This is a genomic window from Nonomuraea sp. NPDC004580 (genome assembly GCF_040609855.1).
In the GTDB taxonomy this organism is placed as follows: domain Bacteria; phylum Actinomycetota; class Actinomycetes; order Streptosporangiales; family Streptosporangiaceae; genus Nonomuraea; species Nonomuraea salmonea.
In genome coordinates, this window is sequence record NZ_JBEXLH010000009.1 from 97,350 (window position 1) to 121,167 (window position 23,818).

The 23,818-nt window shown below is 68.9% G+C and carries 21 protein-coding genes and 1 pseudogene; 13 read left to right on the forward strand and 9 right to left on the reverse strand.

Going from position 1 to position 23,818, the window contains the following annotated elements; translation table 11 throughout:
- The first annotated feature begins 36 nt into the window (after positions 1–36).
- The 10 genes from ABZW11_RS12790 (at position 37) to ABZW11_RS12835 (ending at position 12,114) form a co-directional block, all read left to right on the forward strand.
- Entirely contained in the window at positions 37–2,613 is a 2,577-nt protein-coding gene (locus tag ABZW11_RS12790) for an AAA family ATPase (RefSeq protein WP_355415719.1), read from the forward strand.
- Between the two features lie 137 nt (positions 2,614–2,750).
- Entirely contained in the window at positions 2,751–3,224 is a 474-nt protein-coding gene (locus ABZW11_RS12795; protein WP_355415721.1) for a general stress protein, read from the forward strand.
- Between the two features lie 33 nt (positions 3,225–3,257).
- On the forward strand, positions 3,258–5,153 hold the full coding sequence (dnaK, locus tag ABZW11_RS12800; protein ID WP_355415723.1) for a molecular chaperone DnaK: 1,896 nt from the start codon (positions 3,258–3,260) through the stop codon (positions 5,151–5,153).
- A gap of 1 nt (position 5,154) precedes the next feature.
- The gene (locus ABZW11_RS12805; RefSeq protein WP_355415725.1) at positions 5,155–5,691 is read left to right on the forward strand and encodes a nucleotide exchange factor GrpE; all 537 of its coding nucleotides are present in this window, start codon (positions 5,155–5,157) and stop codon (positions 5,689–5,691) included.
- Positions 5,691–6,650 carry a DnaJ C-terminal domain-containing protein gene (locus tag ABZW11_RS12810; protein ID WP_355415727.1) on the forward strand — a complete coding sequence of 320 codons (960 nt, stop codon included), beginning with the start codon at positions 5,691–5,693 and terminating at the stop codon, positions 6,648–6,650. The genes ABZW11_RS12805 and ABZW11_RS12810 overlap by 1 nt, the downstream gene beginning before the upstream one ends.
- Positions 6,647–6,940, forward strand: a complete 294-nt coding sequence (locus ABZW11_RS12815; RefSeq protein WP_355415729.1) for a chaperone modulator CbpM — start codon at positions 6,647–6,649, stop codon at positions 6,938–6,940. The genes ABZW11_RS12810 and ABZW11_RS12815 overlap by 4 nt, the downstream gene beginning before the upstream one ends.
- A gap of 9 nt (positions 6,941–6,949) precedes the next feature.
- Positions 6,950–9,568 carry an ATP-dependent chaperone ClpB gene (gene clpB, locus ABZW11_RS12820; RefSeq protein WP_355415731.1) on the forward strand — a complete coding sequence of 873 codons (2,619 nt, stop codon included), beginning with the start codon at positions 6,950–6,952 and terminating at the stop codon, positions 9,566–9,568.
- Position 9,569: 1 nt separating this feature from the next.
- Positions 9,570–9,998, forward strand: a complete 429-nt coding sequence (gene trxA, locus ABZW11_RS12825) for a thioredoxin (RefSeq protein WP_355415733.1) — start codon at positions 9,570–9,572, stop codon at positions 9,996–9,998.
- On the forward strand, positions 9,995–11,659 hold the full coding sequence (locus tag ABZW11_RS12830; RefSeq protein ID WP_355415735.1) for an FAD-dependent oxidoreductase: 1,665 nt from the start codon (positions 9,995–9,997) through the stop codon (positions 11,657–11,659). The genes trxA and ABZW11_RS12830 overlap by 4 nt, the downstream gene beginning before the upstream one ends.
- A gap of 5 nt (positions 11,660–11,664) precedes the next feature.
- A complete protein-coding gene (locus ABZW11_RS12835; protein ID WP_355415737.1) occupies positions 11,665–12,114 on the forward strand; it encodes a DUF1931 family protein in 450 nt (149 codons plus the stop codon).
- A gap of 10 nt (positions 12,115–12,124) precedes the next feature.
- Here ABZW11_RS12835 and ABZW11_RS12840 read toward each other — a convergent pair whose 3' ends face one another.
- Both ABZW11_RS12840 and ABZW11_RS12845 read right to left on the reverse strand, forming a co-directional pair.
- Positions 12,125–13,294, reverse strand: coding sequence for a zinc-dependent alcohol dehydrogenase (locus tag ABZW11_RS12840; RefSeq protein ID WP_355415739.1), 1,170 nt, complete (start codon positions 13,292–13,294; stop codon positions 12,125–12,127).
- Positions 13,291–14,184: an SRPBCC family protein gene (locus ABZW11_RS12845; RefSeq protein ID WP_355415741.1), complete on the reverse strand. Its 894-nt coding sequence runs from the start codon at positions 14,182–14,184 to the stop codon at positions 13,291–13,293. The genes ABZW11_RS12840 and ABZW11_RS12845 overlap by 4 nt, the downstream gene beginning before the upstream one ends.
- 187 nt (positions 14,185–14,371) lie before the next feature.
- Here ABZW11_RS12845 and ABZW11_RS12850 point away from each other — a divergent pair.
- Both ABZW11_RS12850 and ABZW11_RS12855 read left to right on the forward strand, forming a co-directional pair.
- A protein-coding gene (locus ABZW11_RS12850; RefSeq protein WP_355415742.1) for an IS3 family transposase occupies positions 14,372–15,588 on the forward strand; the annotation gives its coding sequence in 2 pieces (ribosomal slippage) (positions 14,372–14,681 and positions 14,681–15,588; 1,218 coding nt in all).
- 137 nt (positions 15,589–15,725) lie between these two features.
- On the forward strand, positions 15,726–16,832 hold the full coding sequence (locus tag ABZW11_RS12855; protein ID WP_355415744.1) for a hypothetical protein: 1,107 nt from the start codon (positions 15,726–15,728) through the stop codon (positions 16,830–16,832).
- Positions 16,833–16,953: 121 nt separating this feature from the next.
- Here the strand turns inward: ABZW11_RS12855 and ABZW11_RS12860 are convergent, their stop codons facing one another.
- The 6 genes and pseudogenes from ABZW11_RS12860 to ABZW11_RS12885 form a co-directional block, all read right to left on the reverse strand.
- A complete protein-coding gene (locus ABZW11_RS12860; protein ID WP_355415746.1) occupies positions 16,954–17,334 on the reverse strand; it encodes a hypothetical protein in 381 nt (126 codons plus the stop codon).
- A 60-nt stretch (positions 17,335–17,394) separates the two neighbouring features.
- Complete coding sequence (locus ABZW11_RS12865) at positions 17,395–17,892, reverse strand: colicin immunity domain-containing protein (protein ID WP_355415748.1); 498 nt, start codon at positions 17,890–17,892, stop codon at positions 17,395–17,397.
- 491 nt (positions 17,893–18,383) lie between these two features.
- Positions 18,384–19,283, reverse strand: a pseudogene (locus tag ABZW11_RS12870) (ISAs1 family transposase); the annotation flags it as partial.
- 15 nt (positions 19,284–19,298) lie between these two features.
- Complete coding sequence (locus ABZW11_RS12875; RefSeq protein ID WP_355415750.1) at positions 19,299–19,598, reverse strand: transposase family protein; 300 nt, start codon at positions 19,596–19,598, stop codon at positions 19,299–19,301.
- Positions 19,599–19,884: 286 nt separating this feature from the next.
- Complete coding sequence (locus tag ABZW11_RS12880) at positions 19,885–20,466, reverse strand: hypothetical protein (RefSeq protein ID WP_355415752.1); 582 nt, start codon at positions 20,464–20,466, stop codon at positions 19,885–19,887.
- 541 nt (positions 20,467–21,007) lie between these two features.
- On the reverse strand, positions 21,008–22,480 hold the full coding sequence (locus ABZW11_RS12885; protein WP_355415754.1) for an RICIN domain-containing protein: 1,473 nt from the start codon (positions 22,478–22,480) through the stop codon (positions 21,008–21,010).
- Positions 22,481–22,692: 212 nt separating this feature from the next.
- On the opposite strand from ABZW11_RS12885, the gene ABZW11_RS12890 reads away from it, so the two are divergent.
- Complete coding sequence (locus tag ABZW11_RS12890; RefSeq protein WP_355415756.1) at positions 22,693–23,040, forward strand: hypothetical protein; 348 nt, start codon at positions 22,693–22,695, stop codon at positions 23,038–23,040.
- A gap of 130 nt (positions 23,041–23,170) precedes the next feature.
- Here the strand turns inward: ABZW11_RS12890 and ABZW11_RS12895 are convergent, their stop codons facing one another.
- Positions 23,171–23,818, reverse strand: a complete 648-nt coding sequence (locus ABZW11_RS12895; protein WP_355415758.1) for an alpha-L-fucosidase — start codon at positions 23,816–23,818, stop codon at positions 23,171–23,173.

Sequence of the window (23,818 nt, forward strand, 5' to 3'; positions counted from 1 at the left end):
TTTTCTGTCGTGGCAGGCGCTCCGTGGGAGGGAATCATGCGGGGACGCGATCATGAATGGCGTCACGTCGAGGGCTTGCTGCGGAGGTCGCGGCAAGGTGGAGGCGGGACACTGCTGGTGGACGGAGAGCCGGGGTCGGGCAAGAGCCGGCTGCTCGCCGACGCCATCGCTGAGGCGTCCGAACGCGGGATCGGGGTCCTGCACGGCAGGGTGGAGGAGCTGGGCGAGCTCGCCCCGTGCAGCATGTTGCTGGAGGCCCTCGGTCTGCGGTCCGAGCCGGAAGGCGACGACGTCTCCACCCGCTTCGGCCCGCTGGTCCTGGAGCGGTTGCGCGTGGGCCTCGAGCGACTCACCATGGGGCCTGTGCTGGCCGCGCTCGACGACCTGCAACGCGCGGACCCGGCGACGCTGCGGATTCTGCACACCCTGCACGGGCTGCTGGCCGACAGGCCCATCAGCTGGCTGATGTCCCGCTCGACCGCACCGCACGCGTGCCAGGCCGTGTCGCTGTTCGACATCCTGGAGCGGGAAGGGGCCGACAGGATGACGCTCGCGCCGCTGTCCCCGGCCGCGGTCGCGGCGCTGACCGAGGACACCCTCGGGAGGTCGTCCGACCCGGCGACGCAGGCACTGGCGGCGAGCGCCGGTGGCAATCCGCTGCTGCTCACGGAGCTGTTCGCGGGGCTGCGCGAGGAAGGGCTGCTGCGGGAAGCGGCGCGTGCCCGCACGCCCAGCCGGCTGCGAATCGTGGTGCGGGGTTGGATCGACCCCCTGAGCACGAAGGCCAGGAGCCTGGTGAAGACGATCGCCGTGCTCGGCCGCTCATTGTCGCTGGAGCACGCCGCGGCGCTGCTCGACACCACGCCGGCCGCGCTGCTCCCAGCCACGGAGGAGGCCACGGCCGCCGGCATCCTGATCGTGACCGAGCACGGCCTGACTTTCCGTCACGAACTCGTCGCGGACATCGTCGCCGCGGGCATCCCTTCGTCGGTACGGCAGACGCTGCTCGACCAGTCCGGCGTTCTCATGAGCTCCGAGAGAGCGGCGCCGGCTCGCCTGCTCACCGGCCCCGCCTCCACCGCCATAGACGCGGCGATCGCCAGTGGACGACTCCACGAGGCCGAGGAGATGGTACGCAGCCGCCTCGCCGGGCACGACTCCCTGTACGGCTCAGCCGAACTGCGCTGCCTGCTGGCGGACACGATGTACTTGACCGGCCGGCGCGACGAGGCGCTCCACGAGGCTGAAACGGTACTGGCGGTCCCGGGTCTGCCCGGACACGTACGCGAGCGGGCGACCCAGGTGCAGCTGTACGCCACCGCGCGCCTGACGGACGACGGCACCGCGCGGGCGTACGCCCAGGAGATCATCGACGGCGAAGAGCGCTATGGTCCCGGGGCCAGGAGTGCCGCGCTGGTCGCCCTGGCCATCGCGGAGCGGCGCGAGGGCAGGCTGTCCGGTGCGCTGGCCCTGTCGGAGAGCGCCTGCCGGCCCCACGGGGCCGGCTCTCCGACGGAACGCCGCTACGAGGCCTGCCTGATCGCAGCCGGTGTGCTCATCGACGTCCATCGGTTGGACGAGGGGCGGGCGATGCTCCGCCAGGCGCGCAAGGACATGTTCGGCGAGGGTCATCTGGCCTGGGCCGCGGACGCCTCGGCGCTGGAGGCCCGCCTGGAGTTGCTCGCGGGCCGTTTCGACGACGCGGTCACCGAGGCGAGGCGGGCCTTGGACCTGGCCGGCGCGCTCAACACGCCGCTGTCGGTCGCGGCAGCCTGTGCGGTTCTCGCCGCCGTCGCGCTGCGGCGCAGCGACCTGCAGGGAGCGGCGCATCATCTTGGGGACAAGCCCGAGGGAGCGGCCGAGGCACGCTTGCGGCACGCCCTGCTGACCGCGCAGGTCGCGGAGGCCCGTGACGGGCCGGCCAGCGCGATGAACCTGCTGGCCGAGTTGGCCTGCCCGCTGCTGCTTACTCTGGAGCCCGGAGCCGGCCCCTGGATGGTCCGGGTCGCCCTGGGCACCGACGACCGGGCGGCGGCCGAGTCCGTGGTCGCCGCCGCAGAGGCGCTCGGCGAGGCCAATCATGAGTTCCCCGCGTTGGGCGCCGCCGCGGCACATGCCCGGGGCCTGCTCGACGGGGATCGCGAAGCGCTGGCACTGGCCGCCGGGCGGGCCGGGGACGCATGGGCGCGCGCCTCCGCCGAGGAGGACCTCGGCAAGCTGCTCGCCGCCGGACAAGCTGTGGAGGCCGCAGAGAGCCTGCAGCGCGCCCTGGGCACGTACGACGCGCTCGGCTCGGCGAGGGACGCCGCGCGCATCCGCCGGAGGCTGCGCGGCATGGGGGTACGCCACCGGCACTGGAGCTACGCCGAACGGCCGGTCTCCGGATGGGACAGCCTGACCGAGACCGAGCACGCTGTCACCTTGCTCGCGGCGGACGGCCGGACCAACCCGCAGATCGCCGACCAGATGTTCATCAGCGTCCACACGGTCGCGTTCCACCTCAGGCAGGTCTTCCGCAAGCTGAGCATCAAATCCCGGGTCGAGCTCGCGCGGCTCGCGGCGGAGCAGACACGGGACGGCTTCGACCCGCCGTCAGGCGGCAGGCGCGCTTGAGCCGCGTCAGCACGACGAGGACTACCCATCTGGGGGATGTGGCCGCGAAAAGCGTGCGGAAGGCTCGAAAGCAAGGACGAGCGGAGAACCATCACCGTGCCCACGGCGCAGGCTCAGCCTGGGCGGAAGGAGGAGCCGTGTCGGTCGCGCCGTCAGGCCCCATCATGGCCCAACGCGAACTGATCGGAAGTTACGGCAGCTACGAGGAGGCGCAAAAGGTCGTCGACCACCTGTCCGATCACGGCTTCCCTGTGAGCGGAACACTGATCGTCGGCACCGGCCTGCACTCGATGGAGCGGGTGCTCGCGCGCATGACCCACCTACGGGCGGCCGGCTGGGGCGCGGCGGGCGGAGCATGGTTCGGAGTCCTGATCGGCCTGTTCCTGGCGATCTTCTCCACCACGGCCACAGCCGGATTGCCCCTGGTGCTGTGGGGGCTGCTGTGGGGTGCGGTGGCTGGAGCGGTCTTCGGCCTGATCTCGCACGCGATGTTGCGCGGTCAGCGGGACTTCATCTCCGAGAGCGCCCTCGTCGCCGACAGGTACGACGTCCTCGTCGAGTCCGAGCATGCGGCCCAAGCCCATGAACTGCTCCGAGGAATGACCAGCTAGGGCCCGAAAGGGAGTGCGAGGGGGAAGCGAGAAATGGCGAAGGCAGTCGGCATCGATCTCGGTACCACCAACTCGGTGATCGCCGCCACAGAGGACGGACACCCCACGGTGATACCCAACGCTGAAGGCTCCCGGACGACGCCGTCCGTGGTGGCGTTCACCGATCAGGGCGAACGGCTGGTCGGCCAGCTGGCCCGCCGCCAGGCCATACTCAACCCGAAGGGCACGATCTATTCCGCCAAACGCTTCATCGGCCGCCGCTACGACGAGATCCAGAGCGAGCAGCACGCCGTCTCCTTCGACGTCGTGGAGGGGCCCGAGGGAACCGTGCGCTTCCAGGTCGGGGACAAGCAGTACGCGCCGGAGGAGGTCTCGGCCCTCGTCCTGCGCAAACTCGTCGCGGATGCGGCGAAGTACCTGGGCGAGAAGGTGACCGAGGCGGTCATCACCGTGCCGGCGTACTTCAACGACGCCCAGCGTCAGGCGACCAAGGACGCGGGACGCATCGCGGGGCTCGAGGTCCTGCGGATCATCAACGAACCGACGGCGGCGGCGCTCGCGTACGGGCTGGACAAGAAGTCCAACGAGACCGTGCTGGTCTTCGACCTGGGCGGCGGCACCTTCGACGTGAGCATCCTGGACATCGGTGAAGGCGTGGTCGAGGTCCGCGCCACCTCCGGGGACGGGCATCTCGGCGGCGACGACTTCGACCGCCGGATCGTCGACCACCTGGCCGACGAGTTCCAGCGGGACCAGGGCATCGACCTGCGCAACGACCCACAGGCTCTGCAGCGCCTGTTCGAGGCGGCGGAGAAGGCCAAGGCCGAGCTCTCCGAGGTCACCCAGACCACGATCAGCCTGCCGTTCGTTACGGCGGACGCCTCGGGGCCGAAGCACCTCAACACCACGCTCATGCGCTCCACGTTCGAGCAGATCACCGCCGACCTTGTCGAGCGCTGCATCACTCCCGTCAAGCAGGCGATGGAGGACGCCAAGCTCAGGCCCGCCGACATCGACGAGGTGATTCTCGTCGGCGGGTCGACCCGGATGCCCGCCGTACAGAACCTCGTGCGTCGGCTGACCGACGGCAAGGACCCCAACATGACGGTGAACCCGGACGAGGTCGTCGCCATCGGCGCGGCGGTCCAGGCCGGGATCATCAAGGGCGAGGTGCAGGACGTCGTTCTGCTCGATGTGACGCCTTTGTCGCTGGGCGTGGAGACACTCGGCGGCCTGATGACCAAGGTCATCGAGCGCAACACGACGATCCCGGCGCGCCGTACCGAGGTCTTCAGCACGGCCGAGGACAACCAGAACGCCGTCGACATCGTCATCCTGCAAGGGGAGCGGGAGCGCGCCGCCGACAACCGGGTGCTCGGGCGCTTCCGGCTGGAGAACATCCGGCCTGCGCCGCGGGGGGTGCCGCAGATCGAGGTCACCTTCGACATCGACGCCAACGGCATTCTCAACGTCTCGGCCCGGGACAAGGACACCGGTGCCGAGCAGCGGATCACCATCAGCGAGAGCTCCAACCTGGACAAGCAGGAGATCGAGCGGATGGTCGCCGACGCTGAGCAGCATCGTGCGGAGGACGCCAGGCTCCGGGAGGCCGTCGACGCGCGTAACGAGCTGGACTCGGTCGCCTACCAGGTGGAACGCCGTGTGGAGGAGCTCGGCGACGGCGTGCCCGTGCACGAGAAGGCGCGGGCGGAGCAACTCGTCCAGGACGCCAGGCAGGCGATCAAGGAAGAGGCGCCAGTGGACCGGCTGCGCTCGCTCAGCGGGGAGTTGCAGCAGGTCTATCACGGACTCGGGGCCGCCGCGGGCGGAGGGGCGAGCGTGCCGCCCCAGAGCAGGACGGAAAGCGCCCCCGGCGGCAGCGACGAGGACGTGATCGACGCCGAATTCACGACCTCGGAGTCCGAGTGACATGAACGAGCACGGATCCGAGACCCAGGACCAGGCCGAAACGGCCATAACGTCAGGTGAACGGTCTCCTGCGGAGACCGCCGCGCCCGCGGAGACTGACGCGAGGCTGGCAGAGCTGGAGGACCGGTGGCTGCGGGCGGTCGCGGAGCTGGACAACCTGCGCAAGCGCATCGCCCGCGACGCCGAGCGGATCAGGGCTGAAGAGCGGTCCAAGGTGGCGGCCGAGTGGCTGTCCGTCCTGGACAACCTGGAACTCGCGCTCAGCCACGCGGTCCGTGGCGAGGGCGGCGCGGACGCCGTCCTTGAAGGGGTCCGAGCGGTACGTGACCAGGCGGTCACGCTGCTCAACAAGCTCGGGTACCCCCGTCACGACGAGACCGGTGTGCCGTTCGACCCGGCACGCCACGAGGCGGTGACGACAGTCGAACGGGACGACGTCGATCCGGGCACCGTGGTGGAGGTGCTCAGGCCCGGGTACGGCGACGGCGAGCGGCAGCTCAGGCCGGCGATCGTGGCCGTCGCGAAGAAGGTGGCGTGATGGCCGAACGCCGGGACTTCTACGAGGTGCTCGGCGTCGACCGGGACGCCGACGCCGACGAGATTCAGCGGGCCTACCGCAAGCTCGTACGCGCCTACCACCCTGATGTCAATAAGGATCCCGGCGCCGAGGACAGGTTCAAGGAGATCTCGGAGGCCTACAGCGTGCTCTCCGACCCTGAGCAGCGTCGCCGCTACGACGCGTTCGGGCACGAGTTCCGCCAGGTGCCGCCCGACGTCGATCCCGCGGACTGGGCCCGCGCACGCAGCCGGGCAGGGGCGGGTGCACGGGCCGGCGCGGGGGCCGGGGGTGGCCCGTGGCGTTCGACCGGCGCCGAGGGCTCCGGCTTCGGCACGGAGGAAGGCATCGATCTGGAGGACCTGCTCGGTGGCATGTTCGGTGGCCGGGGCAGACGGCAGTGGGGGCCGATGCCCGGCGCCGACCAGGAGGCTGAGCTGACGCTGACCGTGGAGGAGGCGTATCGCGGCGGACGCCGCAGCATCACGCTGCCCGGAGGCAGGCGGCTGGACGTCACGATCCCGCCCGGCGTGACGAACGGGCAGCGGATCAGGCTCGCCGGCCAGGGCGGGCGCGGCAGTGGCGGAGCCGGGTCAGGCGACCTCTACCTGATCGTGCGGATCGCCGACCATCCCCGCTATCGCGTGGAGGGCCGCGACATCTACGCGCCGCTGCCACTGACCGCCTGGGAGGCGGCGCTCGGCGCCACGGTCGCGATCGATACGCCGGGCGGCGAGGCGAAGGTGAAGGTGCCGCCAGGCACGTCCACGGGCCGCCGTCTGCGTCTGAAAGGCCGCGGCATGCCGGGCCCGCGCGGGGGTGCGGGCGACTTCTACGCGGAGTCACGGATCACGGTGCCGCCCAGGCTCACCGACGAGGAGCGGCGCCTGTTCGAGCAGCTCGCCGCCGTCTCGACCTTCGACCCCAGGAGGCGCTCATGAGCTACGCGCTCGTTCGCCCGGTGTGGCTCGGCCTGGAGACCTACGCGCGGGCCACGGGCCTGCACCCGCAGGCCGTGCGCCGGCTGGTGGCGCTCGGCCTGCTGGAGCCGGTCAGGAACGCCAGGGGGGAGCTGTGCTTCACGCCCGCCCAGGTGGCGGAGGCGGGCCGCATCCAGCGGTTGCACGAAGGACTGTCCATCAACTACGCCGCGATCGGCGTGGTGATCGACCTCCTCGACCGGATCGGGGAGCTGGAGGCCGCCCTGCGCGACCTCCCACGACAGCGCTAGGGGGCTGGAGTGGACCCGAACAGGATGACGCAGAAGTCGCAGGAAGCCCTGCACGACGCCCAGACCAAGGCCTTGCGCTTCGGGCACACCGAGGTCGACGGCGAGCACCTTCTGCTCGCCCTGCTCGACCAGCCGGAAGGGCTGGCGCCCAGGCTGCTGGAGCAGGCCGGCGCCGATCCGCGCCGCCTGCAAGCCGATGTGGAGGACGAGCTGTCGCGACGGCCCAAGGTCAGCGGCCCGGGCACCGCCCCCGGCCAGGTGTTCGTCACCCAGCGCCTGTCGCGGCTGTTCGACGCCGCCGACCGGGAGGCACGCCGGCTCAAGGACGAGTACGTTTCCGTCGAGCACCTGCTGCTGGCCCTCATCGAGGAGGGATCCGCGACCGCGTCCGGACGTGCCATGCACGGCCAGGGCCTGAGCAGGGATCGGTTCCTTGAGGCGCTCACCGCCGTGCGGGGCAATCAGCGCGTCACCTCGGCCATGCCGGAGGTGGCCTACGAGGCGCTGGAGAAGTATGGGCGCGACCTGGTCGCCGACGCTCGGGCGGACAAGCTCGATCCGGTGATCGGCCGTGACGGGGAGATCCGGCGGGTGATCCAGATCCTCTCCCGCAAGACCAAGAACAACCCGGTGCTGATCGGTGATCCCGGCGTCGGTAAGACGGCCGTCGTCGAGGGCCTGGCGCAGCGCATCGTCCGCGGCGATGTTCCCGAGGGACTGCGCGACAAGACCATCTTCAGCCTGGACATGGGCGCGCTCGTGGCCGGCGCCAAGTACCGCGGGGAGTTCGAGGAGCGCCTCAAGGCCGTACTGAACGAGGTCAAGGCGGGCGAGGGACAGATCCTGCTGTTCGTGGACGAGCTCCACACGGTGGTCGGAGCCGGGGCGACCGAAGGCGCCATGGACGCCGGCAACATGCTCAAGCCGATGCTGGCGCGCGGCGAGCTGCACATGATCGGCGCGACCACGGCGGACGAGTACCGCAAGCACATCGAGAAGGACGCCGCCCTGGAGCGCCGGTTCCAGCCGGTGCTGATCGACGAGCCCTCGATCGAGGACGCCATCTCGATCCTGCGTGGCCTGCGGGAGCGCCTGGAGGTCTTCCACGGGGTGAAGATCCAGGACAGCGCGCTCGTGGCCGCCGTGACGCTGAGCCACCGCTACATCGCCGACCGGTTCCTGCCGGACAAGGCGATCGACCTGGTGGACGAGGCGTGCGCGATGATCCGGACGGAGATCGACTCCATGCCGGCCGAGCTGGACGCGCTGACCAGGCGGGTACGGCGGCTGGAGATCGAGGGGGCCGCGCTGGACAAGGAGGAGGACCCGGCCAGCCGGGAGCGTCTCGCCGAATTGCGCGAGGAACTGGCGGCCGCGCGGACCGAAGGCGACGCGATGCGGGCACAGTGGGAGGCGGAGCGCTCCGCCCTGCGCAAGGTCCAGAGCCTGCGACAGGAGATCGAGGCCGTGCGGCGCGAGGCCGAGCAGGCCGAACGCGACTACGACCTCAACCGCGCCGCCGAACTGCGCCACGGCAGGCTGCCCGAGCTGGAGCGCCGCCTGCATGCGGAGGAGGAACGGCTGGGCACCCGGCAGAACGGCCACCGGCTGCTGCGCGAGGTGGTGACCGAGAGGGAGATCGCGGACATCGTCTCCCGCTGGACCGGCATCCCGGTGGCCCGGCTGCAGGAGGCCGAACGGGACAAGCTGCTCAAGCTCGACCAGATCCTGCACGAGCGCGTCGTCGGTCAGGAGGAGGCCGTGCGGCTGGTGGCCGACGCCATCATCCGCGCCCGCTCGGGCATCAAGGACCCCAAGCGCCCCATCGGGTCGTTCCTCTTCCTCGGGCCGACCGGTGTCGGCAAGACCGAGCTGGCCAGGTCCCTCGCGGAGGCCCTGTTCGACACCGAGGACAACATGGTCCGCATCGACATGAGCGAGTACCAGGAACGCCACACGGTCAGCCGCCTGGTCGGCGCCCCTCCCGGCTATGTCGGCTACGAGGAGGGCGGGCAGCTCACGGAGGCGGTGCGGCGCAAGCCGTACTCGGTGGTGCTCTTCGACGAGATCGAGAAGGCCCATGCGGACGTCTTCAACACGCTGCTGCAGGTCCTGGACGACGGCCGTTTGACGGACGCGCAGGGCCGCACGGTCGACTTCCGCAACACCGTGATCATCATGACCTCGAACATCGGCTCCCAGCACCTGCTCGACGGGATCACCTCCGACGGCGAGATCAAGCCCGAGGCCCACGACGGCGTGATGGCAGAGCTGCGCCGGCACTTCCGGCCCGAGTTCCTCAACAGGATCGACGACGTCGTGCTGTTCAAGCCGCTGACCGAGGCGGAGATCGAGCAGATCGTCGAGCTGATGTTCACCGACATCAGGCAGCGGCTGGCCGACCGGCGGCTCACCCTGGAGGTCACCGAGGAGGCCCGCAAGCTCATCGCCAACCAGGGCTACGACCCGGTCTACGGCGCCCGGCCGCTGCGCCGGTTCATCGCTCGCGAGGTCGAGACCCGGATCGGCCGGGCCCTGCTCGCCGGAGACGTCCCCGACGGCGCGACCATCGTGATCGGCGCCGACAAGGGCGAACTCAACGTCACCTTCTACGCCCCGGAGAGCTGACATGCACACTGCGCGCTGCGCCCACTGCGGAAGGCCGAACCGGGTTCCGGACTCCGCCTCGGGAACACCCCGCTGCGGCAACTGCCACCAGCCGCTGCCGTGGATCACCGACGCCGGCGACAGCACCTTCGCGCAGGTCGCCGAACAGGCCGACCTGCCGGTGCTCGTCGACTTCTGGGCGGAATGGTGCGGGCCGTGCCGGATGGTCACGCCCGCGCTCGAACAACTCGCCCAAGAGCTGGCGGGACGGGTGAAACTCGTCAAGGTCGACGTGGACCGGTCTCCGGCCCTCTCGGAGCGCTTCGCGATCACCGGCATTCCGGCGCTCATGATGCTCAACGAGGGCCGCGTCGTGGCGCAACGCGTCGGCGCGGCCCCGGTGCCCCAGCTGCGCGAATGGGTCGAGCACACGCTGAGGACGCCGTCATGACGCAGCCGGAGGCCACCCTGCCCGAGACGCCGGACCTGTACGGGGCCTATCCCCGGCTGGACGAGCGGCGCATCGCGGACCTGTCGCGGTGCGGAGAGCGCAGGTCCGTCTCGCCCGGCGAGGCCCTCTACCGGGAGGGCGAACCGGTCAGCGAGTTCATCGTGATCCTGCGCGGCACGGTGGCCACGATCGAAGGGTACGGCAGCGAGCAGGAACGCACGATCGCTGTCCACGGTCCCGGGCGTTTCCTCGGCGAGCTGGGCCTGCTCACCCGCCAGGTCGGATTTCTGACCGCGCTCGTGCGGGAGCCCGGCGAGATCCTGGCCGTCGAAGCTGACCAGGTGTGCACGCTGGTGGCCGGTGATCCCGCGTTCGGTGACCTCGTCCTGCGCGCTTACCTGACCCGCCGTACCTTGCTGATCGGCATGGACGCCGGGTTCCGTATCGTCGGCTCCCGCTACTCGCCCGATGCCCGCCGACTGCGCGAGTTCGCCACCCGCAACAGGCTCCCGCACCGGTGGATCGACCTGGAGGAGGACGAGGAGGCGGAGGCGCTGCTGCGCCGGCTCGGCATCTCCCCGCAGGAGACGCCGGTCGTGATCTGGCACGGAGACCAGGTGCTGCGCAACCCGACCGCCGCCACGCTGGCCAAGACCATCGGCCTGCCCGCACCACGGCCCGGCAACGGCGTGTGCGACCTGATCGTCGTAGGCGCGGGCCCCGCCGGCCTGGCCGCGAGCGTGTACGGGGCCTCGGAGGGCCTGACCACGGTCGTACTCGACGCGGTCGCCACGGGCGGCCAGGCGAGCACCTCCTCCCGGATCGAGAACTATCTCGGCTTCCCGTCGGGCATCTCGGGCGCCGAGCTCGCCGAACGCGCCGTCATCCAGGCGACCAAGTTCGGCGCCCGGCTGACCGTACCGGCCGAGGCGAGCGGGCTGGAGTCCGACAACGGCCACTACAAGGTGCTCATCGAAGGCGGGCCCGCCGTGCAGGGCCACGCCGTGCTCATCGCCACCGGCGCTCGCTACCGCAAACTCAACGTTCCCGACCTGGAGAAGTACGAAGGCTGCGGCGTCTACTACGCCGCGACGCCGTTCGAGCTGCGCATGTGCCGGCAGGCGCCAGTGGTCATCGTCGGCGGCGGCAATTCCGCGGGCCAGGCGGCACTTTACCTGGCCAGGAACGCCTCGTCGGTGCACATGCTGGTCCGCGGCGGCGATCTCAGCGAGAGCATGTCCCGTTACCTCATCGACGCGATCAACCGGACACCCGGCATCGAGATCATGTTCCACACCGAGGTACGCGAACTGCTAGGGGACGGCTCCCTGCGGGCCGTCCGCGCCCAGAACAACCAGACGGGGCACCCCATCGAGATCGAGTCCATCGCGCTGTTCGTGTTCATCGGCGCGGATCCGCACACCGGCTGGCTGGCGGGCGCCGTCGCGCTGGACGACCGGGGCTTCGTCACCACGGGGGAAGGTTCGTCGCACGGGGAGGCCCTTCCCCTGGAGACCGGGCGGCCCGGCGTGTTCGCCGTCGGGGACGCTCGCAGCGGGTCGGTCAAACGGGTCGCGTCCGCGGTCGGGGAGGGCGCCATGGCGGTACGCCTGCTGCACGAAAGATTCTCCATGACAGGGCATCGACAGCAAGGACGGTGATCCAGATGGCAGTGATCGCGACTTCCAGGTTCGAGCACTTCTTCCGCGCCGCCGCGGGACTGGACGTGGACAAGTCCGACCTCAAACGATACAGCGACTTCATCAACCGGAAGCTGTACGACATGCTCGTCGTCGCCGAGGCCGCCGCGAAGTCGAACAGGCGCGACATCATCGAATTCTGGGACCTGCCCATCACCAAAGGACTGCAGGAGAGTATCAACGACTTCCGGGATCTGAACGAGGAGCTGGAACTGGCCCCGATCCTGGCCGAGCTGAGGGCGCTGCCGCCGCTCGACCTGTCGCTCAGCGAGGAGACCGAGTCGCGGTTGCCGTCTGTGGCGGGCGGGCTCTCCCTGGCGCTCGCCAAGGCGCTGACCATCGTTCATCCCGCGCTGAAGAACCCGGCCACCGAGCACTGGAGCAGAGTGACCAGGCTCTTCGACCTGCTGCTGTGATCAGACGGGCTCACACAGTGAGGACCACCTTGTTGCATTCGTCCTGCTTGTTCTTGAACAGATCGAACGCGTGTGGTGCCTTGTTGAGCGGCATGCGGTGTGAGATGACGAAGCTGGGGTCGATCTCGCCCGCGCGGATCCGCTGGAGCAGTGGCTCGGTGTAGCGCTGCACGTGGCACTGGCCGGTGCGGATGGTCAGGGACCGGTTCATGACACTGCCCATCGGGAACTTGTCGACGAATCCGCCGTAGACGCCGATGACGGAGACCACGCCGCCGTTGCGGCAGGCCATGATGGCCTCACGCAGCACGTAGGGCCGTTCGGTCTCCATCCGGGCGGCCTGCTTGGTGCGGTCGTAGGCGTACATGGCCGGGGTCGGGTGGTGAGCCTCCATGCCGACGGCGTCGATGCAGGCGTCGGGGCCACGCCCGCCGGTCATGTCGCGCAGCGCGTCCAGCACGTTGACCTCCGCGTAGTTGAGTACCTCGGCGCCGGTGCGCTGGGCCCGCCGCAGCCGGTACGGGAAGCGGTCGATGACGATGACCCGGTCGGCGCCGAGCAGGAACGCGCTGGCCGCGGCGAGCTGCCCGACCGGACCCGCGCCCCAGATCGCGATCGTCTGGCCCGGCTTGATGTCGCACATCTCCGCGCCCATGAAGCCGGTGGGGAAGATGTCCGACAGGAACAGCACCTTCTCGTCCGGCAGGTCGTCCTCGATCTTGATGGGGCCGACGTCGGCGAACGGCACCCGCACGTACTCGGCCTGCCCGCCCGGGAAGCCGCCCAGCATGTGGGAGTAGCCGAAGATGCCGGCGGGCGCGTGACCCATCAGCTTCTCGGCCATCCCGGCGTTGGGATTGGAGTTCTCGCACACCGAGTACAGACCGTCCTGGCAGGCGAAGCAGGCGCCGCAGGCGATCGGGAACGGCACCACCACGCGGTCTCCGGCCCGCAGGTTGCGCACGCCGGGGCCGACCTCGACGACCTCGCCCATGAACTCGTGGCCGAGGACGTCGCCCTTCTTGACGGTCGGGATGTAGCCGTCGACGAGGTGCAGATCGGAGCCGCAGATCGCGGTGGAGGTGACGCGGACGATCGCGTCGCGCGCGTTGAGGATCTGCGGGTCCGGGACGTCTTGGATCTCCAGGCGGTTGCGGCCCGCCCACACGTTGGCCTTCATGCCCGTCCTCCGATCGGTTGTGCGGGACGCTGGTGGAGCTGGCGCCGGGCGCGGTGGCCCTCCGGGCTGCCCTCGGAGCGCACCACCTCGCCGGTCTCCATGACCTGCTTGAGGCGGCGCAGGTCGTCGCGGACCTGCTGCTCGGGGTGCTCGCCGAACATCCGGGCGACGGCGGCGGCGAGCCGGCGGTGGCCGGGGGCGCCGTACTCCAGCGAGACGTCCACGACGGTGCCACGCCCGCCGGGACCGTCGGTGAAGCTGACCAGGCCGGCGGTGGCGACGCCGGTGCCGGGCACCGAGCGCCAGGCGATCAGGTCGCCGCCCCGCTCGTCGATGATCTCGGCCTCCCATTCCAGATCGACGATCGGGCCCTTGGCCCTCCAGCGGGAGCGGCGCTGATCGATGGTGCGCACCGAGTCCAGGTGGACCATGAACGTGGGCAGGTTCTCCAGCTCCCGCCAGAAGCGGTAGACCTCCTCGCGCGGCTTGTTGATGGTGATGGAGGCGCGCACCTGCAGCGGGCTCTTGGCCTTGGCGGTGCCGCCCCGGGCGCAGGTGGCGTCCAGGGCGGTGAGCCCGGCGACGGCTCCGAGCGCGGCCAGCGCGCGGGTGCGACGGGCGCCGGCGCGGTTGGCCACGGCCCTGCCCAGGACGCCCAAGTCCATCATGTCGCCGGCGACCCTGGTCCACGCCCACTGGGCGGGGTTCTTGGCGCCGAGCAGCAGCGCGGCGTGCAGAAGCTCACGCCCGCCGACGAGCCTGGCGACGGTCGTGGCCCCGGGCGCGTCGTCCACGCCGCACAGGCGGGTCACGGCCCGCGGTGCCGCCAGTTGCGCCGCGCCCAGCGCGAGGCTGGTCCACCCGAGCGCACGGGCAAGTTTGTCGGTCATCATGCGTCCTAACGCAGATTGTGATGGTACGTGCGTACGCCGCAGGCGGCCCCCGGTCTGCTGATGCCCCCGCGTGCTCCGTTCCTTGCCCCTGACAAAACAGATGACACCAGCGAACGGGCCCTCGCCCCGATGTGTGGACACCTTGAGTGCCGGATGATGGAAATCCGGAGACAAGGAGTTCCACGTGGCGATGAAGTCATATCCGCCGGAGTTCAAGGCGGACGCCGTCGCGTTGTACCTGTCTGACCCGGCGCGGACGTACGCGTCGGTGGCCCGGGATCTGGGCATCAACCGCGAGACCCTGCGCCTGTGGGTGAAGGAGGCCCGCGCGGATGGCACCGCGGGGGCGAAGAAGGCGGCCCCGGGTAAGAAGCCGGCGAGCGGCCCGCTATCGTCCGACGACGTGCTGGAAGAGGAGAACAAGCAGCTCAAGGCCCGGGTCCGGGAGCTGGAGCTGGAGCGCGACATTCTGCGCCGGGCGGCCAAGTATTTCGCGGGAGAGACGAACTGGTGAGCCGCTTCAAGTTCGTCGCCGACCACCGGGACGCCTTCGGCGTGAAGCGGCTGTGCCGAGTCATCGGGGTCTCCCGCTCTGGCTTCTACCGATGGATCAAGGCGGCACCCGCCCGGGCGGTCCGCGCCGCGGCCGATGCCGCCCTGGCCGCGGAGATCAAGCAGATCCACAGCGAGTTCGACGGAACCTACGGCAGCCCGCGTGTGACCGCCGAACTGCGCGAGAAGGGCCGGATGGTCAACCACAAGCGCGTCGCCCGCGTCATGCGCTGCTTCGACATCGTCGGGCTGCACCTGCGCAAGAAGGTGCGCACCACCGTGCCCGAGCCGTCCCATCAGAAGGTCCCCGACCTGATCCGGCGGGACTTCACCGCGCCCGCGCCGAACCAGCGCTACGTCGGCGACATTACCTACCTGCCTATCGGCGACGGCGAATTCCTCTACCTGGCGACCGTGCTGGACCTGCACTCACGGCGGCTGGCGGGCTGGTCGATCGCCGATCACATGCGCACCGAGCTGGTGACCGACGCGCTGCGCGCCGCCGCCGTAACACGGGGCAGCCTGCACGGGACGATCTTCCACTCCGACCACGGAGCCCAATACACCTCGGCCGAGTTCGCCAAGGTCTGCGCTGAACTCGGGGTGCGCCAGTCCATGGGCGCCGTCGGCACCAGCGCCGACAACGCCGCCGCGGAGGCCTTTAACGCCAGCCTCAAACGCGAGACACTTCAGGGCGCCAAGCGCTGGTCCTCGGCGCGTGAGGCCCGCCTGGCCGTCTTCAAGTGGATCACTCGCTACAACACCCGCAGGAGACATTCCACGCTCAGCTACCTCAGCCCGATCGACTACGAGCACCAGACCACCGCTAGAGTGCTGCTCGCCGCATAACAGCCGGTGTCCACACTTCGGGGTGAGCCCCCAACTCAGGCATCGGCCAGCGCCGTCGCCAGGCTTGACGATGCATGTGCCGCACGACTGCGGGTACTCGGTACCGGGGTCCACCCGGCTACCGGCGAGGAGCACCCATGGCCATCAGCGAGCGGCATCGGCCGGAGGTCGTCGTCGGACTCGTGGCGACCCCGCCGGACTACGCGGCGGAGGTCGTCGCCCGGATCGCCGCCGAACTGGCCGACCGGCTCGCCGAGCGGGTCAATCCGAACGTGCGGTGGACCATCCGGCAAGGCTGGGGTGACGTGGCGCCGCGGCGCGACGGCGGCGTTGAGGCGCTGCTGGACGACGTCGCCCGCCGGCGCGCCGACGCCCGGTGGGACGTGGCGATCTGCCTGACCGACCTGCCGCTGCACACCGAGCGGCAGCCGCTGGTCGCCCAAACGTCCGCCCAGCGTCGAGTCGCGGCGGTGTCTCTGCCCGCACTGGGGCTGCGCCAGCTGCCGGCGCTCCGCGCCGCCCTCCCGGATCTCGTGGGCCGGCTCCTGCCCGACGTCTCCCAGGACTGGACGCCGCTGCCCGGCACAGCGACCGGACTGACCGGCCAGGTCACCGCCGTTCAGGGGGTGGTCGGCGAGGCTGCTGCCGGGGAGCTGGGTTATGTCGCCTCGCCGCTGATCGGACGCATTCGGCTGCTGAGCGGAATGGTTCGGGCCAACCGCCCGGGGCGCGCCTTGCTCGGCCTGTCCAAACTGCTGGCCGGCGCCTTTGCCACGGCCGCGATCTCCCTCACCTCCAACACCGTCTGGGAGATGGGCGACGCGCTGGGCGGACTCCGTCTCACCATCATCATGCTCCTTGCGCTGACCGCGCTGGTGACCTGGCTGATCGTCGCGCACCACCTGTGGGAGAAACCCGACCGGGAGACACCGGCCGGGCTGGCCCGGCTGTTCAACCTGGCCACGATCCTCACCCTCACCCTGGCCGCCGCGGTGTCCTATCTGGTGCTGTTCGCCGGAACGATACTCGTCACGGCACTGCTCATCGACACATCCGTGCTGGCGGATACTTTGAAGCGGCCGGTCCATCTCACCGACTACCTGAACCTGACCTGGATCATCAGCTCGCTGGCCACCGTCGGTGGCACGATCGGCTCCGGCCTGGAGGACGAGGACACGGTGCGCGCCGCCGCCTACGGCTACCATCCCGACCCCGGCGGCCGACGGGACGAGCAGGACGCGTGATCCCCTCCTCGGAGGTCTTGCCTCTGGCTGTCAGCCGGCGGGGTTGCACCTGCCGTTCCGCTGCCGGGAGACGGCTTCGGTGAGACGGAGTGGCAAGAGCTGTGATCATGCTTGTCGGAGCCTACATTTCCAGCAAGTCGAGTTGATCATTTTCACGAATTCTCGGGAGCCAGGTCGGCAGGTCTCCTGAGGTCACGATGTCACGAATGACATCGACCATGGCGGCGACCCCCTTCTCCCGCACGACGATCAGATCGGGCGTACCAAAGTATCGACCGGAGAGATTTTCGCCGGACCGCTGATGGCGGTCCATTATCCGCGATATCTGGTCCAGCGTGATGAGCAGAGCGATATACCGCTCACCAGTGGGCAACGTGATGATGGAATCGCCGACTTCCAGGTCCGCTGCGTCGACATTCCCATCGAGCAGGATGTCGACCTTGAACCCATCGTCCATCCAGCTGAAATATGCGCCATCATCGGCCAGTTTCCCCACCAGCATCTCGATTACTCCTTTGCATGCATGTTCTCGCAGTGAATGGCAAGCGCTGCGGCGTGAAGATCAGTCAAGAGATCGAGATCGCCGCAGCGTCTCGTCCACATGCTCGCGAAGCTCTTCTTCTGAGATATCGCCGTCCTCGCGAAGGGCTGGATCCGAAGGATAGTCATCCAGAACGTAGAAGACCTCGTTCATGAGCGTCTCAAATCGCCCATGAAGTCGTTCGCCGTCGTCCAGCGCTTGTGATCGTGCCGAGAGCCAGCTCAGGACGAATTGCGGAGCCGATAGGGCTCTTTCGACGAACGACTCCATGAGGTGGAGTTGTTGCGCAGTGTTCGACTCAGGGTGCACCTCGCGTGGCGATCGCCACGACTGCCAGCGGGGAGGATGCTCCATTGATACGGCCATGACGCTGGGGTTGGCATAGGCCAGTCGGCGAGCATACCGAAGGAATCGCACCCGGGCTTCGTCGATCCCGGAATCCAGGCAGGCGCGGACAAAGGCGCGGCTCCCCGCAACCAGGGAGTATCCGCGCGCGGTCGAGAGGATGGCGTTGTCCATGTCTGGCATGGCCAAGACGGTTCCTGCATGGTGCTCAGGGAATTCGACCGAAAGCACGTCCGGCGACATCTCCACGCGGAAAACCGAGCCAGCGATGACTCGGCCCCCTAGGATCGGAGCACCATAGGCATAGGTCGCGCCCAACCGGTCGGCCGCAGAACAAACCCGTTGGGAAAGGGAACCTCTGCCGGGCAAGGTTCCCGGGATAGGGACGACCGTCTTAGCTGCGACATCAACCCATTCCTGACTGAATCTCTGCGCCCTCTCGTCCAGCAGTCGTCTAAGCTTCGCGGTCAACAAGCGACGCTCGCTTTTGTCGCATTCCATACCTATCACCACAACAAATCAACGGATGCCCGCACGACCTCTGTCCGCGAGGTGGTGGCGGGCGCCCCTCACACTCCCGCAACCAGATCGGAGGGAAAGGCTGGCAGGGCTCCAGCGTAGTGGCGCAGGGCTCCGGCGTAGTGGCGTTTTGTCCTGTTTCTCGATCATGTCAGGTCGAGGACGGTGAGGGTGCGGGTGGCATCCCGGGAGATGTGGCGGATGGCCTGGGCGATGTTGCCGACTCCGGTCAGGCGTAAGGCGCCTATGGCGAGGTTGCGCAGGGTGGCCATGGCGCGTGGGGCATTGCCGGTGCGGACCTGGCTGTGGTCTTCGGCGTAGGTGACGTCGCGGACGTAGTGGAGCCGGTTCTCGATGCTCCAGTGACCGCGGATCCAGGCGGCCAGGTCGGCGGGAGGGGCCTGCCAGGCGGGTAGATCGCTGATCGCGTAGACGGTCACGGTCCGCCACTTTCCCGCGCTGCCGTCCCTGACCTGGCGTTTGATCTGCATCGCCTGGACGGCGTGGGGGAACAGCAGGCCGGCCTTGACGGTGACGACCTTGAGGGTGCGGCGTTCCTCACGCCCGTGCCCCCGGTCACGTTCACGGTGCTGGACCGGGATCTGTTTCCAGGACAGCCGTTTGACCTGCGCGTACAGGCTGGGCTGGTTCTTCTTGACGATCAGTACGTAGTGCGCCCGTTTCTGCTCGATGAGGAAGGTGGCGTGCTCGCGCCGGGTAAGCAGGGCGTCGGCGGTGACCACGCGATCGGCCAGGTCGAGACGCTTCAGCAAGGGTTGGAAGCGGGTGATTTCGTTGGTCTTGCCGTCCACGTCGGTCTGCGCGAGCACCAGGCCGCTGCCGTGGTCGAAGGCGGCCAGGAGATGCACCGGCTCACCGCCGCGGTGGCGTGCGCCGCGCAGGGCCTTGCCGTCGACGGCCACGGCCTGGCGACGCGCACGGCCGTCGGGACAGGCGCTGGTCGCGGTGGCTCGCCCGGCCAGCCAGGAGCACACCGCCTCATCCAGGGCGTCGGTGTCGATCTGCTCGAACAGACGCCGCACCGTTGACTCGTCCGGTGGTTACCATGCCCGGCTCAGCGGATCCCGGCGGACTCCGAGGACGGCCATCACTTGGGCGGGGGCATCAGCGATCCACCCACCGATCGCCGTGAAGGAACGTGCGCCGGCCGGCACGGCAGCCGCGGCGCCGGCCAGCAACGACGCCAGCGCGTGTCGGACGCCACGCGGGTCACGGGGGTCGGGAAGGCGTCGGAAGCACTCCAGCAGGCTGAGGCAGTCGGCGGTGGAGGCGGTCACCGGCCCGTGTTCGGCCAGTTGGCCAAGGGCAGCGCTGATCGGCGATGATGACAGGGCAGGCACGGTCTTCTCTGGTGATCATTAAGCGTCGAGAACCTCATGATCCCGAAGGTCGTGCCTGTTCGCGTCCTCAGACGAGTCTCCAGACCCCTCTTACAGCCCCGAACAGTCACGCCACGAAACGGACATTCAAGCTGTTACCGATACCTCGCCGTGGCCCTGCCGGTCACCCCGATACGCCGGCACCCGGTAGTACCGGCGCACATACTCCGAAGGACTACCGTCCCAGCCCTCCCACCAGTACCCCGCGCGTGCGCGCGCGTTAGCCTCCCGAAACTCCCGGGGCGGCTCATGGTGTAGCTCGGCCGTGGATTAGCTGGACGCTGCCCGTCTGCATCTGCTGTTGCTGCTCGATTGTCGGGCGATGAAGTAGCTGATCGATGTGTTCGACGATGGAGTAGCCAATGCCGATTAGCGCTGCGGGGTTTCCGCTCCTGATGATGACGCAGGCAGTCCACGGCCGCCCCTCGAAGGCGATCGACAACTGCGCCTCCCCTGCCTTCCCTGCTGTTACCTCTGTAAGGGTGCTTGCAGGCCATGGGAAGCCGAGCTGGTGGATGTAAGTGGCGAATGCCTCGCCGTCGGCCCATAGTTCGTTCAGTACGTTCGCGTAGCGCACGAAGGGATGAGCAGTTGCGGGTGGCCGCCAATCGCTATGGTCATGGTCAGCTGGTTCTTGGCGGGCTGGAAGGCCTGCCTGGTCAAGCAGACCGCGGAGTTGGGAGCGTGACGTGTCATAGGTCAGCTCAAGCTGTTGCGATGGAAGTTGCCACTGCGTGACAGTTATGTAGGGTGCAACACCCAGCCCTATCCGTTCGAAGCGGAGGCCTGCTTCGGCATTGGCGCGTTGAACAGCAGCGATCTCTCGCATGAGACTGCAGCCTCTCCTCACCTGCGAGGCATCACCCAAACGCATATAGCCGTGCTCCTAACAAGGTGATGGGCCTCGGCGTATGGCACAAGCGCCACGCCGAGGCCGCACAACTGGGTGGGGCTTCTCTGTGAAGCCTAGATATTGAGGGCGTTCTTCACCCATGGGGGACACCAGGTCTTGGTGACACAGAATGCGGTGATGACCCCAATGGTAGAGTTCGGGGGCCAGCTCTTTGCGCTGTAGTCAACTACCACCTGCACGCGCAAGGTGGAATGCTTCTTTGCATTTCTGCCACATCCACCAGCCTTCGCATTTGACCTCGTGCACGGTTTGGATGTAATCCCAGCGCAAGCTGTTACCGATACCTCGCCGTGGCCCTGGAAAGGCTGGGCGGAAGATATCAAGGTGATCGTATGAGACGCATGAACGCCGTGGCCGGCCTTACGCGCTGGGCAGACCCGCTCCTGCCCGCCGCACTGCTCGGCCACGTCGTACGTGTCGGCCGGCTACCCGCTGGCCGGCTGCCGCGCCGGCGCCATCACCCGGTGACGGGTGTGCGGGACCACTGCTGGTTGGCGCCGCCGTTGCACGCGTACTGCTTCAGGACGACGCCGTCGGCGGTCGAGGAGGCCGGCACGTCCACGCACTTGCCGCTGTGCCGGGCCCGCAGCTCGAAGTAGCCGCCGGCGGCGACCATCTGGAACTGCTGGTTGGCGCCGCTGCCGCAGGTGTACTGGATGAGCTCGGCGCCGTCGGCGGTCGAGGCGCTCACCACGTCCAGGCACTTGCCGCTGTGCCGGCTGATGAGGCGCCAGTAGCCGCCGCCGGCGTCCTGGAAGCGCCACTGCTGCCAGGCGCCGCCGTTGGCGGCGTACTGGCCGACGCGCGCGCCGTCGGCGGTGTTCGGCTGCTGCACGTCCATGACCTTGCCGCTGTGGCGCGCGGCGACCGTGTAGGAGGACGGGGGCGGCGTCGGGGTGATGGTGTCGCCCCAGGCGTAACGGATCCGGTCGGCGCCGGAGGCGTTGCGGACGGTCAGGCGCAGGTCGGTGCCGCTGCCGCTCAGCGCGTACATCGAGTACCAGTCGTAGCCGATGTCGCCGGGCTTGCCGCCGAGCGCGGGCCAGTAGGTGCCGCCCATCTGGTTGTCCCGCATGACCTGCGCCATGGCACGGATGTGGCGCACGAAGTTGTCGGCGCTGCCCGCGTCGGCGTAGTCGAGACCGGTCGACATCGGCGCGCCGAACTCGGTCGCGACCGCTCGGGAGGCGCAGCCGCCCAGGCGGGTCTGGATGTGGCTGCGGAAGGCGTCGTAGGTCATGGGGCTGTAGAAGAAGGCGTAGTGGTGGAAGGACAGCAGGGTCGCGCCGAAACGGCCGTCGTTGCAGATGTCGCGCAGGTCCTGGCTGTAGCCGGTGCCGCCGATGAGCACCCGTCCCGGCGGGGCCGCGGTGTGCCGGGCCAGCCAGCCCGCCGCCACGTCGCGCCACTCGGCGGAGCTGTAGCCGTGCGGCTCGTTCATCGGCTCGAAGTAGACGTTGCCGTTGGAGCCGTAGGCGCCGGTCACTGCGGACCACATGGCGTTCCAGGCGGCCAGGTCGGTGATCCTGCCTCCGGAGGCGGCGCCGTCCTCCCAGTAGGCGAGGATGACCTTGAACCCTCGGGCGGTGGCGGCGTCGATCGCGCCGCGGTAGGCGTTCCACCAGGACGTGGCGGCGACCGTGTGGGTGTTGATGGGCAGCCGGACGGTGTTGACGCCCATCGTGGCGGCCATGTCGTCGTAGAGGCTGTCGGCCTTGGCCCGCACGGTGGCGTAGCCGTCGGACTGGCTCAGGCCCTGCACGACGAGGGGGCCGGTGCTGAAGTTGTCGCCCAGCACGGCCCAGTTCATGCCCCGGAACTGGCTGGTGGCTGCCTGGGCCGGTGGCGCGGCCAGGACGAGGCCCGCCATGGCGGCGAGCGCGGCCACCAGGAGGGGAATCAGCGATCGGCGTGCCTGGGTCGCTGTCATGGGGATCGCCTCTCAGCTTCTGTTAGCGCTAACATCACGGCGGGTGGGGAGTCCGAACCGGATTCACCGGGGATGTTTCAGGCGGTGCTGCCGCCGAGTGTTGACGCGGTCGTCAGGCTTGTCAAGAGGTTGACAAGAAGCCGGGAATGCGCTTTCCGACTCGGTTCTTCCAAAGATGAGCGAGCGATTAGGCCAGATGTCAGGATGCTCGCATGAGACGCACGACCGTCCGTGGCCCGGTTTTACGGTGGGCAGCGATGCTCCTGGCAGGGACTCTCCTTCTCACCGGGCTCGTCTGGTTCACCATCGCCTCGGACGATCGGTTCGCTCGGTCGGCTCCTCAGATGGAGGCCGTCGCTCGCACGTTGGGCAAGGACGAGGTGCTCGGGCGCCGGACGATCGGCGCCCTGACGTTCGACACAGTCTTCTGGGACGGTGACGTGGTGGTCTTCCACCTGAGCGGCACTCACCGTGCGTACTTCTATAGCCCTGACCGGAGGCCGGGCGACTCATCGCCCGTTTGGGGCCCGTGGTACACGTTCGTGAGCGATCCCCACTGAGGCTGCTCTCCTTCGGTCATGCGAGAAGTGGTCGCATCCAGATCGAGCTGAGCCGGCCGTCAGTCGCTCCGATGAGCACGCCGTCGGCGATCTCCGCGCTGGCGTTCGTCGAGGATCTTGCCGCAGACGATCATGTTTTCGCCGAGGTTGTACAGCTCGGCGGCGATCTCCAGGCCGACCGGGCCGCATTGGTGCAGCGGGAGCACGGTGTCGTCGAAGTAGACCAGGTCAGGCCGGTACGCCTGGGCCAGTTGCAGGGTTCCGGCCATGAAACTTCGCCTGGTAGGCGGCGTCCGGGTGGTGCTCGGGGTCGGGCCGGTCCCAGTAACCGCAGCCCGTGCGAGCGTGCGGCGGCGGCCCACTCGCCGACGATGTCGTGGCGCGGGCCCACCCGGACCGAGTTCCAGGCGTGGCGCGGGCTGTCCCACAGGTCGAGGTTGTCGTGGTGGTCGGCCATCGCGACGAAGTACCGGGCGCCGGTACGCGCGTACAGGGCGACGAGTTCCTCCGGGTCCCAGCGGGACGCCTTGCACTCGTTGGTGACGTCCTTGAACCCGAACTGCGACGGATGCCCGTAACGCTCGCGGTGGTAGCGGAAGGCGTCCGTGCCCGGGAGGTCCATGGTGCGGGCGTACCAGTCGCCGAACCCCGGCTGGCACTGCGGCCCCCAGTGCGCCCACAGGCCGAACTTGGCCCGCGGGAACCACTCCGGCGTCTCGCGGCCCTCCAACGACTCCCACGACGGCGCGAACGGCACGACGCTCCCTTCGACGATCAC